Origin of the sequence: Flavobacterium alkalisoli, assembly GCF_008000935.1 — a bacterium.
GTDB classification, from domain to species: domain Bacteria; phylum Bacteroidota; class Bacteroidia; order Flavobacteriales; family Flavobacteriaceae; genus Flavobacterium; species Flavobacterium alkalisoli.
In genome coordinates, this window is record NZ_CP042831.1 from 3253821 (window position 1) to 3266679 (window position 12859).

Genomic DNA, 12859 nt, shown 5'->3' on the forward strand with positions numbered 1-12859 from the left:
ACCAACTATGAAAAAAGATAATACTAAAAATTCAAAAACTAATCCTGAAAAGGATGCCAAATCACAAGATCTTGAACGCAACAGAGAATATAGTGAAGGACAGTTTATAACTACTGATCAGGGTGTTAAAATAAATAATGATCATAATACCGTTAAGGCAGGAGAAAGAGGACCTTCCCTACTAGAAGATTTTATAATGCGTGAAAAAATCACTCATTTTGACCATGAGCGCATACCGGAACGTATTGTTCATGCACGCGGCTCAGGTGCTCATGGTTACTTTGAGGCTTACGGAAATGTAAGCGACTACACCAAAGCTTCCTTTCTTAATGACACTTCTGTAAAGACACCTGTTTTTGTACGTTTTTCTACTGTAGCAGGTTTTAGGGGATCAACCGACCTTGCCCGTGATGTTCGGGGTTTTGCTATTAAATTTTACACTCAGGAAGGTAATTTTGATATGGTAGGCAACAATATGCCTGTATTCTTTATTCAGGATGCCATGAAATTCCCCGATCTTATACACGCTGTAAAACCCGAACCTCATAATGAGATACCACAGGCACAATCTGCCCACGATACTTTTTGGGATTTTATATCACTTATGCCCGAATCCATGCATATGATTATGTGGGCAATGAGTGACCGCGCCATACCACGTAGTTTACGCATGATGGAAGGTTTTGGCATCCATACTTTCCGCTTTATAAACAAAGAAGGAAAATCGACCTTCGTAAAATTTCATCTGAAACCAAAGCTGGGTACACATGGAGTGGTTTGGGATGAAGCCCTGAAAATATCAGGAAATGACCCTGATTTTCACAGGCGTGACCTTTATGAAAATATTGAAATGGGTAATTTCCCTGAATGGGAATTTGGTGTACAATTAGTACCGGAAGAGGATGAGCATAAGTTTGATTTTGACCTTCTTGACCCTACCAAGATTATTCCTGAAGAAATAGTACCCGTAACCCCTATAGGCAGGATGGTACTTAACCGAAATCCTGACAACTTTTTTGCAGAAACCGAACAGGTTGCTTTTCATCCGGGCCATGTAGTACCTGGAATCGACTTTACAAATGATCCTCTGCTACAGGGCAGGCTCTTTTCGTATACCGATACACAACTATCAAGACTGGGTAGTCCCAATTTTCATGAAATACCCATAAACCGGACTATTGCACCTATGCATAACAATCAACGCGACGGACACATGCGACAGGAAATAAATGTTGGTAAAACACATTACAGTCCTAATTCCTTAAATGATAACTATCCTATACAGGCTAAAGAATCGGAAGGAGGGTTTGTAAGTTATTATGAACGTATTGAGGCACATAAGGTTCGTGAAAGAAGTGAAAGTTTTTCCGATCACTTCAGCCAGGCCGCCCTGTTTTTTAATAGTCAGACATCCGTGGAGCAAAACCATATCATCAATGCGCTGCGTTTTGAGCTGAGCAAAGTAGAAACGGTTGCCATACGCGAACGTATGCTGGGTTTATTAAGCCAGGTCGATAAGACCCTGGCAAAAAAAGTAGCGGAGGGATTAGGTCTAACTGTTCCCGGTAAACCTGAAAAACCAATGAATAAAGGTATTGGTGCAGATGCAGATCAAAAAAAGCATGAGCCAAAACCACTAAATAAGAATTATGAGCTGAGTGATGCATTGAGCATGATAAAAAATCCTACTGTTACCAACACAATTGAGACCAGACAGGTAGCCTTTTTGTGCGGAGAGGGTGTAAACGAAAAATCGCTTACAGCACTAAAAAAAGCACTTGAATCAAAAGGTGCCTCAGCAAAAATAGTGGCGCCTAATGCCGGAAATATCAAAACAGATACCGGAAAAGAAATTAAGGCCGATTTTGCCTTTTTCTCTTCCTCTTCAGTATTGTTTGATGCCGTATATGTTCCTTCTTCAAAAAACAATACTGCATTAACAGAAAATAATAATATAATCGAGTTTATTAATAATGCTTACAGACATTGCAAGGTTATAGGTTTCGACAATGATTTGGAGAATCTTATTAAAAAGACCTCCATCGGTACAAAACCAAACATGAAGAGTAATGATATACCCGGTATATTGATCAATAACAATACGTCAAAACAGTTTACTGATGAATTTACAGACCTTTTGGGACAACACCGTGTCTGGGAGCGGGAGGCACTTATAACCGAATAAGGTTATTCATAACGTATTTGGTAATGGATATTTTATGCTGGTTACGAGTTAAGGCCTTCTACACCAGCCATGTTTATGGTTGGGTTTACCCGACTTGCTGCCATTTACTGTTTTGATACAGTTAGTTTTAACCGGAAATGCATCCCAAAGTCGGTATAGGTTACCGTTATCGGGTATTTACAGCAATGAAATTCAATATTGGTAGATAGTGCTGTTGAAAAAGATGACTGGAGTGTATAGTTTAGGATAAAGTGAGGCTTTTTAATACTTCAACAGAAATAAAAACTATATAAAAAAGGGAGCATAAGCTCCCTTTTTTCCAAAACAATTAACCAAGATGCCTAATTAATTTAAGGCTGTTCCTTCTCTTATTTCTTCACTGGCCAGTTTAACCAGTTTATCATCTGTACTAAGGCTATCACTGTAAATCTCTACTTTATCACCTTCTGTCCTACCCTTTTTTACAGCAATTCTATGCGCTTTACCGTTAATAGACTTTACCACAAAAGTGCCTTCGCTATAGGTTACAACAGCCGACTTAGAAACCACAAACGTACTATCTGCAGACGTTAATGGTAATGTAACCTCAGCAACCATACCCGGCATTAGCAATGTATTGTTTTCAATGTCCATCTCTACTTTTTCAGAACGTAGCCTAGCATCAAGCGCTCCGGACATTCTTGCAATCTTTGCCTTAAAGGTTTGATTAGGCAATGACCTGACTGTAAAGCTTATACTGTCTCCGTGCTTAAGATAGGCTGCATAAGTCTCAGGGACAGATACCGAAAGGCGTAGTTTTTTATCATCCTGCACGGTTAGTAGTGGTAGTTCCGATCCTTTGCCTGCCGGTCCTACATAAGCACCAGTATTAATATTACGGGCCGTTACCACACCATCAAAAGGAGCTCTTATTTGTAAATAGCTCTGTATTATCTGTACTTCTTTATATGCCGCTTTTGCTGCCTGAAGTTTGGCATAGTCAGAGTTTTTACGTGACAATGCCACTTCAAGGTCATTTTTAGAAATAGTACCTTCTACCTTACTGGTCTCTAAAAAACGATTATAAGTACTATTACTCGCTGTGTACACCGCTTCCTGACTGTGTAATTGCGATTCGGCTGCTGCAAGTTGCGAGCTTATCTCAGGTGCCTCAAGCACTATAAGAAGCTGTCCTTTTTTCACTTTGCTTCCTATATCCACTTTAAGTTCTTTTACATAGCTGCTTACTTTAGCATAAAGATCTACATACTGGAAGCCTGTTAGCTCTGCCGGAATAGAAACACTTGAAGAAAGTATTTCCTTTTGCAGATTAAATGTTTCTAAAACCGGAGCTTTGGACTCTGTCGTAACTTCCTTATCTGTTTTTCCGCAGCCTGCCATCAATAAGAGCAAACCCGGTAATAGTATGATGTTTTTAACTGAATATCTTTTCATATTATCTTTCTGATGGTGATACATAAAACTTACTTTCTTCATCCTCCGGATCTAATGATACCGACTGGGTACTTGCTTTACCCTGTGCCCAGGCAAATATCAACGGAAGGATTACCAGTACCGTAAAGGTAGAGAACATTAGTCCGCCAATTACAGCCCTACCCAATGGTGAAACCTGCTCACCACTTTCTCCGTGTCCTATAGCCATTGGTAACATACCGGCTATCATAGCCACACTGGTCATAATAATAGGCCTTAAACGTATGGATGCTGCCTCTCTTGCTGCCTGTAGTGCATTACCGCTTACCTTACGCAACTGTTCGGCATTAGTTATCAGGAGAACTGCATTGGCAATAGACACACCGACCGACATAATTATACCCATGTAGGATTGAAGGTTTAACGTAGATCCTGTTGCCAATAGTAGTAATAATGCTCCCAGCACTACCGCAGGTACTGTTGTAAGTATTACAAGCGAAACTTTAAATGACTGAAAGTTTGCCGAAAGCATAAGGAAGATAACCACAATGGCTACCAATAACCCTACCCTAAGGCTATCCATGGTTTCACTTAATACTTTACTAAGCCCTATCGGTTCTATAAAAAGTCCCCTTGGCAGTTCGCCAAGAGAAGCGATGATTTTATTCACTTCATTAGATGCCGTACCTAAATTGGTATGGTCTATATTGGCAGTAATAGAGATGTAAGGCATAGCTCCCACGTTATCGTTCTCACCATGTGTTTCACTTTCGGTAATGGTAGCCACATCACTAAGTACCGGCCTTGCCGAATTTCTCAATACAGGAATTTCGGATATATCCTGTTTTGTGTTCATCTTATCTAACGGAACCTGTACCTGTACACTGTATGCAAGTCCGGCCTTTTCGTCAATCCAGGTATTTTTTTCGGTATAACGTGATGACGATGTAGAGGCTATAAGAGAACGTGAAATATCGGTCATATCTACTCCAAGCTGTGCCGCCTTAACCCTGTCTATATTAATATCCAGTGCCGGATAGTGTATAGACTGTGCTATTTGTACATCCCTGAAATAGTCCACATCACGCATTTTTGCCATTATCTTTTCGGCATACTCTTCATTTCGCTTTTTGTCTTTACCTGCCAGTCTTATTTCTATTGGCGTAGGCGATCCCTGACTCAATACCTTATCGGTAAGTTCTATAGGCTCAAAAGAGACTTTCATATCAGGTACCGCTTTTTTAATCCTTGCCCTTAGCTCATCTTTAAAGTCATCCATATCGGCATGGTAATCTTTTAGTGATACCTGTAGTACGGCCTCATGAGGTCCTGCCATAAAAAGATAAATAGGGTTTACCGAGAATAAGGAAGGGTGTGTACCCACATACATAGATGAGATACCTATATGCTCCTCTCCTACCATATTTTCAACCTCGTGTAATACTGTAACGGCTTTTTCCTCTGTACGTTCCAAACGGGTACCGTCCGGAGCACGAAGCCTTAACTGGAACTGTGTTGAGTTTACTTTAGGAAAAACATCCTGTCCTATTAGCCCTAATATCATAACTGCTATAGCCGTTACCCCTACCAGATAGCCAATTCCGATAACTTTTCTTTTAGGCATAAGCCTGTCGATAAGCCTCATGAAGCCCATCCTGAATTTTTCAAAACGGCTTATTTTTCCGTTATCATCATAATCTTCGCGTTCAGAGTAAGCCTGCTTTTCGGCAGCCGCTTCCTTATCACTATGTGAATGAGCGTGGTCGTGTTTTGCATGTCTGCCCTCTTTCATTAACCAGTTAGCCATAACTGGCACAAATGTTTGTGATAACAGGAATGAGGTAATCATGGAGAACCCTATTGCCAGTGCCAACGGTAAGAATAAGGCTCCAGGTATACCCATCATGGTAAATGCTGGTGCAAATACCGATAGTATACAAAGTAATATCAATAGCTTAGGTAATGCTATTTCCTTACAGGCATCCCAAATGGCTAGGGCCTTTGGTTTACCCATATCGAGATGTTGGTGAATATTCTCTATGGTTACGGTACTCTCATCAACCAGAATACCTATGGCAAGAGCCAGTCCGCTCAGGGACATAAGGTTAATGGTTTGCCCAAACAACTTCAGGAAGAACACCCCCGATATAATGGATATTGGTATGGTTAGGATTACGATAAGAGCTGCTCGCCTGTCTCCAAGGAAAAGGATAACCATCAGTCCGGTAAGTACTGCTCCTATTACCCCTTCGGTAATAAGGCTTTTAACCGAGTTAATAACATATACCGACTGGTCAAACTCATAACTAACCTTTACGTCTTCCGGTAGTGTACTTTGTATTTTAGGTAAAGCTTTTTTAAGGTTTTTAACGACTTCCCATGTAGAGGCATCACCGGCTTTAGCAATATTTATGTAAACAGATCTTTTACCGTTTACCAATGCATAACCTGTAGTAACATCGGCACCGTCTTTTACGGTAGCCACATCTCCAAGATAGAGGTTTTGAACTGCACCTTTAAACAAAGGTATTTTTTCAAAATCCTTAATTTCTTTTATGGTATTGTTGGTTGGGGTAAGATAGTTTATATCACCCACCCTTACATTACCCGGAGGTGCCGTTTGGTTGTTAAGCCTTATGGCCTCCACAATCTGATCGGGCGTTAGGTTATGTGCACGAAGCTGTGCCGGATCTACATTGATTTCTATAGTCCTTGGACTACCTCCAAAAGGCGCCGGAGATAATAATCCCGGAATGGAGGTAAACGACGAACGTACATATACGTTTGCCAAATCCTGAAGCTCGTTATTACTGCGTTCTTTACTACTTAAAACCAACTGCCCGATAGGAAGCGTAGACGAGTCGAAACGGATAACAAACGGCGGTTGAGATCCCGGAGGGAAAATAGCCTGTATCCTATTAGCCAATGCACTCAATTCGGCCGCAGCCTGTGCCATATTAGTATCTTCATAATAGCTTACTTTCATTAAGGTAAGCCCCTGAAGGTTTTTGGTTTCAATGGATTTTACACCATTGGCAAACAACATTATGTTTATATAGTTTTTTGCAAAGTAAGATTCCATCTGGTCTGGTGTATAACCTGCAAACGGGTGTGCCAGGTAAAGTACCGGCATGTTCATTTTTGGCAGGATATCCACCTTAACCGTCCTCACTGCCCCAATACCGAAAAAGAACAATCCGGCAACGAGCACGAGTATGGATATGGGTTTGCGAAGTGCAAATCGGATTAAATTCATTATCTGATGCTGTTAGAATTCGTTAATAAAAAGGTTAAAGTCTCCCGTAGCAGCTGCTTTCATCAGCAGGGCCTGCCATACATTGGTATAAATAACATCCCTGTCGGTCTCAGCCCTGTTTAGCGTATATAATGCCTGTGTAACATCTACAAGGTTAGTAAGGCCATTGTTGTATAATGCTGTACGTTGTTTATATGCCTGTTGAGCGGCATCCACCTGATGCGGAGCCTCGTTGTAATTCTGTAAGGCATAATCCATGCGGGTATTGGCAGCATCAATCTGGGTTTTAAGTTCATTGCTTATGGCGTTATATTCTTCCTGCAATCCCTGGGCAATCAGCTTTTGGGCAGCTACTTTTTTAGAAGAACGGGCTATAGTAGTGATATTCCATGTAACCCCAACTCCAAGCAGATAGTTACTCCTAACCGGATCAACTCCGTCAAAATAATTACGCGTATAAGAGTTTTGGTTTGTGGCATAGTCAGCATTAAAGCCCGAACCTCGTGACTGAAAAACACCAAATAATGAAAAAGTAGGATAGTATTCTTTTTTATATAAACTAAGCTGGCTTTTGCTTACCTCAATCCTGCTCCTGTAAAATTTTAATATTGGGTTAAGGCTGTCATTTTGTACCTCAGCAGTTAAAACAGCGGCAGGTACTTTGGTAACAAAAGAAGTATCTATGTCAAAATCCCTTGCTTCGATACCCATATAGTTTGCCAGCTCATTGTTTTGAATCTTTAGCTGTTGCTTAATCTGGTTTAAGGCAATTTTTGCCCTTGAAACCTCGGCTGCTGCCAAGGTTGAATCTACACCCGGTAAAAGTCCGTTTTTAACGCGTACCGCAGCATTATGATGTACAACCTCTGCACGTTCTAGGTTTTTTTGCTGCGAAATCATAAGCCTGTGGCTTGCCAGCAGGTTTAGGTAAGCGGCAGCTATTTTAACCTTGTGCTTAAACTTTTCCTGTTCAAAGTCCTGCTGGTAACGTTCAGCATCAGCTTTGGCAATTTTGATGCGTTGTTTTGCCCTTCCGAAAGTGAAAAAGTCCCAGTTAACGTTTACAAGATACAACGCACCAAAAGCAGCATTCCAGTTTTGTTCGGCAAGCGGAAGCCCGGATGAGGCTACCCCAAGCCCTCCAAAACCATATAAAGGACCATTTTGACCATTTACAGTACCATAATCCTGCTGTGCAGCAAGGGTAAGGTTTGGTAAATAATCTCTTTTGGCCTGCTTTACCGATTCCTGTGCGGCATCGCTGTAGTTTTGTTTGGCATGAATAATACCATAGTTAGACATTCCTGTCTCTATTGCATCTTTAAGTGTAAGGGTTTGCGAATTCCCCCATACGGAATAAAAAAGCAATAGCAAGATAATTTTCCTGAAGTACATTTAGATAATAGTTAGTAAGGATTATTAAAATGCATTTGATTAATGCAGCACAAATGTATGATGCCGATTTGGGCATTTGCCTTTTTAAATGACGAATTGAATTCGTCATGCGTTTGAGTATATATTAAAGTATAAGTGCTTACTTTGCAGTAAAATGTAGATTGATGAACAAGTATATAAAAAGCATTTTGGAGAAAAAATGGTGGCAGGAACTGTTTATTCTGGTTTTCTCCTTTGTTCTTTTTACCCTTAACGACTGGATATTAATTAAGTCATGGCGCGGTGTATGGTCGGGCTGTGCTTACTTTCTGTTATTATATTCTCACGCACAATTAAACAGGTTTTTCCTGCTCCCTATACTTTTAAAAAAGCATAAGCCTTTACTGTATATACTTTCCAGCTTGGCATTGTTGTCGGTATTCTCATTGTTCTTATATGAGGTAGCCACTTTATGGATTTATAAAAACTGTTTCCTGTATAAGACTTCAGAACAGAAAAGCTACATCTTTCAGGCAGCTACACTGGTAGCCACCTTAATTTGTATACTCTCGGTAACACTTATCCTTAAATTTTACCGTGAAAGTAAGAAACTGGACAGCGAAAAACTGCTTTACAACAGGGCTCAGCTTAACTCACTTAAAGAGCAGCTTAACCCCCATTTCCTTTTCAATACTTTTAATACACTATACGGCATAAGTCTACAATACCCGGAGCGTACACCTGATCTTATCATGCATGTTTCTCAGCTAATGCGCTATCAGCTGGAAAGCCATGAAACACAATGTGTACCGCTTGAAGATGAGATAAACTTTGTGAGCAGTTATGTAGAACTTGAAAAAGAGCGTTTGGGCTACCGTTGTAACATTACCCTTAACACCTCTATCGATTTGGAGAATACTTATAAGATTCCTCCAATGCTGCTTATCTGCTTTATAGAGAATGCGTTTAAGCACGGGACCTGTACAGCTGAAAACTGTTTTGTGGATATTGACATAAATGTAAATGACAACAGACTTGAGTTTATGGTTAAGAACTCAATTCCTAAAAAGAAAAAGAATATTGTTTCTACCAAAATAGGTCTTAAAAATACTAAGGAACGCCTTAAACTGCTTTATGGTACTGACCACGATCTTACTATTGAAGAAAATGGCACTTATACAGCTATCCTTAAAGTAAAACTGAAAAGATTATGACAAAGGCCGTAAGATGTATAATTGTAGACGACGAGCCTGCCGCACATTATGTGCTTAGCAATTATATAAAACAAAATCCTTTACTGGAGTTGGTATTTGAAGCCTATAATGGTGAAGACACACTGGAATACCTTAAGGAAAATGATGCCGATTTGATGTTTCTGGATATTGACATGCCCGATATAACAGGGCTTGAACTTCTGCAAAAATTACAACATCCGCCAAAAACAATACTTACCACTGCATATAGCGAATTTGCTCTCGAAAGTTATGAATATGGCGTTTTAGATTACCTGTTAAAGCCTGTATACTATCCGCGTTTTGTAAAAGCTATAAACCGCTTTTTTGAAACAGGAGAACCACAACAAAAACAAACTACCGAGGTTTTACAGGACAGCATAAGCGTTAAGGTAGACAGTGATACTATAGACATACCTATTGATACTATTCTATATACGCAAAGCTATGGTAACTATGTAAAAATAGTAACCCAAAAGAGAAATTATATAGCCACTATAACTACCGCTGATTTAGAAAGAAACCTGCCTTCTGAGCTATTTATGAGAGCCCATAAATCTTACATTATCGCTATTAAAAAGGTAGACGAAATGAACAAGGATTATGTAGTTATAAAACAAACCCTTATCCCTATTGGAATAACATATAAAAGGGAACTAACCGAAAGGTTAAGAAATAACAGCTTTTAAAATCAGGTATATAAATAGCCGGGATCTTTCTTGAAATTAGTAATATCACTAATTAAAAGCTCCTTAATCCTTTTTACGTTGTCTTCCTGTCCGTTTAAATCTACTGCTTTCCTCTCTAATGCTATAACATATTCCAAAAGATTCATACAGGTAGTAAACTGCCCAGTCTTAATAATATTAGCCAACTGATTATTTTTCTGGTCTTCTTTATCAAACCATAAAGTTGTTCCCATAGTCCTTGCTTTTTCAGCAATTACAGCTACTTTATCTAAATCATCACAAAGCAGTCTTTTATCTTCAGGGGTTAATTTCCACCCTAAACGGTCCTTATCATGCAGGCGATTATATCGGCTCGTATGATTAAAAGTACTTAGCTCATAAATAAAATTCGGCAAACGCCTGTTGTCCCAACGCTTATCATCAAAAAACATTTCATATATCAGTCGCCTAACCTGTTTAAGGTTAACATCCATTACCATACTCATTACCGATGTTATCCTTGCTTTTAGCATCTGCTCCAACACATTAAGCTTAGAAAGCTTAAGGTAATCAATGATTTTATTTATTATTCGGTCTGAAAAGGATTCTACAGGCAGTGCATTACGTATTATCTTTAAAGGATCGAAAGATTGTGGCTGACGCAGAATTTCCCGGGTAACAGGCCATCTCCTTATAATCAGCATAATGGTGAAGAATGCTATGGCAATTCCACTGATTATCAAGCCAGGAATACGAACATATAAATTCTCAGACACAATACCGCCAGCAAGACAAACAATACCGATTAGTAGTGACAGGTACTGAATTCGTTTCGGGTATTTTAATATTTTTTGTAAAACCTTTACATAATGATCTATGTTATTGCCTCTCCATCCTTTAGCTTCATACTGCTTTGGCACCTCATAATAATCCATAAAGTAGCTGCTTACATCCGTAATAATCATCAGATCAAAAGGATTGGGCTTCTTTTTATTTCGTCTGTTCTCATCTGCCAGCATCAAACTTTTTAATGCCTGATTATCGGTTATACCGCCATCCATAAGTCCGAATGACCTTATTTGTAATGGCTGCTTGGTGTGCACCTCCTCATTAGTCATAAAGGCATCTGAAAGGTGTCGCTTCTCCTCATTATAATCTTCATATACAATTGCCTCCCGAAGTTCCTGCGATGTTAACTTTCCTTTTTCCCCATCATCATACGTAAAGTCTTCCGGATATACTATCGGTTCAAACCCCATAGGGAAACAGGAAGAAGCTGCCAGTACATCGGCCAGTTTAAGCTTTTGAAATGTCTCTATCCCTGCATTATCAAACTTAAGATAACGGTTACCTATGCTCTGATACCATTTCTTTGTTCCGTCTGCCTTAAACCTAAAAGTAAGCCCTCTGTAAAACTCTGTAGCATTACAGCATACCTCAAACTTACTAACATGTTTTTTATTGGAATACACTTCCATAGTATCTCCCATAAACAACATTTCATCATAAACCTTAGCAAAGGCATTTATCAGGTTTCTGCGTTTTTCATCACCTTCCTTTTCCCAGCATTTATCATCATTAAGTATCGTAAGAACATTCTCCAAAAGATCCTCTCCGTTAAGCTTGGTTTTGGTTTGTTCGTAGAACTCATCAAAAGGAATTCCCTTATGAATAGCCGATGTATATAACAGATTGGTAATTGTACCTCCGGAAGTAGAACTTACATAACTTATGTGCTTAGTAAGTGGTAAGCCGTTAAGTTCCAGATTTTCTAAATAACTAAGCACTCCCAGGGAAAAAGCAGCAGCCCTGTAGCCTCCGCCTGAAAAAGCAAGGGCTATGTTTTGAAAAGGGTTAAATTGCGGATCAGGGTAAGGCTGGCCGTTATTTTCCATGATAAGTTGTAAATTATTATATGAAACTGCTTTTATCCGTTACCATAAAGATAGTTACTATTTCTTTGTATTAAAACAAACCTCCATCATTTTATATAACTCCGGATGCTTTCTTTTTAACAGATCGGGACGTTCAAAAAAATACTCTGCCGCTACGGCAAAAAACTCAGCCTGATTGGTTCCGCCGTATTGTCGTATGTCCGACTTATCATCATTTATTGCTTCCATCTTCTTGTGTATCAAATCCAGCCATGGAATAGCATACTTATGCCCCAGTAATTTTTCAGGAACACCGTCTACCAAACCATCCATCTTATCAATAAGATGAACAAACTCATGAATACCCGTATTGCCTTTATCTGTTGTATTGGAAAAACCATGATATAAAGCCTTTTGAGATAATATCATCTGGTTTTCAAACCTGCCTGTACCCACGAGGCCTCCTATATTACGTGAACTTGCTGTATCAGCAAATTCCAGATCTTCATTAAAATTATCAGGATAAAGTAAAACTCCGCTAAGGTTATAATAATGCCATTCGTTGAAACCAAAAACAGGAATAACCGCACTACTTGCCACTAACAACTTATCCAAATCGGTTATTTCAAGCTGCACTCCCTCTATATACACTTCACTAAGGAACTGCATAATTCGCTTTTGAAATTCAATTTGTTTTCCTTCTGAAAGATTTCTGTAAAACTGTACGTTTTCTAACAACAAAGTATGCCATTCGGCAGGAAAGGGTTTTACTACAACCTGTTTAGGTTTTTTAACTAAAACAAAACCAATGGCTACAAGAATTACTGCCAGCAGTATAATATAAATCATGAGGTGTT

At 39.3% G+C, this 12859-nt stretch carries 8 protein-coding genes; 3 read left to right on the plus strand and 5 right to left on the minus strand.

The annotated features are described in order from the left end of the window. The first annotated feature begins 7 nt into the window (after window positions 1–7). Window positions 8–2185, plus strand: coding sequence for a catalase (locus FUA48_RS14790; RefSeq protein ID WP_147584243.1), 2178 nt, complete (start codon window positions 8–10; stop codon window positions 2183–2185). A 345-nt stretch (window positions 2186–2530) separates the two neighbouring features. Here FUA48_RS14790 and FUA48_RS14795 read toward each other — a convergent pair whose 3' ends face one another. From FUA48_RS14795 to FUA48_RS14805, 3 genes are read right to left on the minus strand one after another with little or no spacing between them, the layout of a single operon-like run. Further along, window positions 2531–3619 carry an efflux RND transporter periplasmic adaptor subunit gene (locus FUA48_RS14795; protein WP_147584244.1) on the minus strand — a complete coding sequence of 363 codons (1089 nt, stop codon included), beginning with the start codon at window positions 3617–3619 and terminating at the stop codon, window positions 2531–2533. A 1-nt stretch (window position 3620) separates the two neighbouring features. Then, the gene (locus tag FUA48_RS14800) at window positions 3621–6854 is read right to left on the minus strand and encodes an efflux RND transporter permease subunit (protein ID WP_147584245.1); all 3234 of its coding nucleotides are present in this window, start codon (window positions 6852–6854) and stop codon (window positions 3621–3623) included. Between the two features lie 12 nt (window positions 6855–6866). Next, on the minus strand, window positions 6867–8249 hold the full coding sequence (locus FUA48_RS14805; RefSeq protein WP_147584246.1) for a TolC family protein: 1383 nt from the start codon (window positions 8247–8249) through the stop codon (window positions 6867–6869). Between the two features lie 164 nt (window positions 8250–8413). Here FUA48_RS14805 and FUA48_RS14810 point away from each other — a divergent pair, with 164 nt between their 5' ends. Together FUA48_RS14810 and FUA48_RS14815 are read left to right on the plus strand one after the other, a co-directional pair. Then, window positions 8414–9442, plus strand: a complete 1029-nt coding sequence (locus tag FUA48_RS14810) for a sensor histidine kinase (protein WP_147584247.1) — start codon at window positions 8414–8416, stop codon at window positions 9440–9442. Further along, window positions 9439–10149 carry a LytR/AlgR family response regulator transcription factor gene (locus FUA48_RS14815; protein ID WP_147584248.1) on the plus strand — a complete coding sequence of 237 codons (711 nt, stop codon included), beginning with the start codon at window positions 9439–9441 and terminating at the stop codon, window positions 10147–10149. Before FUA48_RS14810 ends, FUA48_RS14815 begins: the two co-directional genes overlap by 4 nt. A gap of 2 nt (window positions 10150–10151) precedes the next feature. Here FUA48_RS14815 and FUA48_RS14820 read toward each other — a convergent pair whose 3' ends face one another. Both FUA48_RS14820 and FUA48_RS14825 read right to left on the minus strand, forming a co-directional pair. Then, window positions 10152–12023: a patatin-like phospholipase family protein gene (locus FUA48_RS14820; RefSeq protein ID WP_147584249.1), complete on the minus strand. Its 1872-nt coding sequence runs from the start codon at window positions 12021–12023 to the stop codon at window positions 10152–10154. A 57-nt stretch (window positions 12024–12080) separates the two neighbouring features. Beyond that, on the minus strand, window positions 12081–12851 hold the full coding sequence (locus FUA48_RS14825; protein ID WP_147584250.1) for a M90 family metallopeptidase: 771 nt from the start codon (window positions 12849–12851) through the stop codon (window positions 12081–12083). Window positions 12852–12859 lie beyond the last annotated feature (8 nt).

What these genes read in the sequence shown, in the direction of transcription:
- FUA48_RS14790 (WP_147584243.1), top strand. Translation starts at nt 8, where the DNA reads ATGAAAAAAGATAATACTAAAAATTCAAAAACTAATCCTGAAAAGGAT.
- FUA48_RS14795 (WP_147584244.1), bottom strand. Translation starts at nt 3,619, where the DNA reads ATGAAAAGATATTCAGTTAAAAACATCATACTATTACCGGGTTTGCTC.
- FUA48_RS14800 (WP_147584245.1), bottom strand. Translation starts at nt 6,854, where the DNA reads ATGAATTTAATCCGATTTGCACTTCGCAAACCCATATCCATACTCGTG.
- FUA48_RS14805 (WP_147584246.1), bottom strand. Translation starts at nt 8,249, where the DNA reads ATGTACTTCAGGAAAATTATCTTGCTATTGCTTTTTTATTCCGTATGG.
- FUA48_RS14810 (WP_147584247.1), top strand. Translation starts at nt 8,414, where the DNA reads ATGAACAAGTATATAAAAAGCATTTTGGAGAAAAAATGGTGGCAGGAA.
- FUA48_RS14815 (WP_147584248.1), top strand. Translation starts at nt 9,439, where the DNA reads ATGACAAAGGCCGTAAGATGTATAATTGTAGACGACGAGCCTGCCGCA.
- FUA48_RS14820 (WP_147584249.1), bottom strand. Translation starts at nt 12,023, where the DNA reads ATGGAAAATAACGGCCAGCCTTACCCTGATCCGCAATTTAACCCTTTT.
- FUA48_RS14825 (WP_147584250.1), bottom strand. Translation starts at nt 12,851, where the DNA reads ATGATTTATATTATACTGCTGGCAGTAATTCTTGTAGCCATTGGTTTT.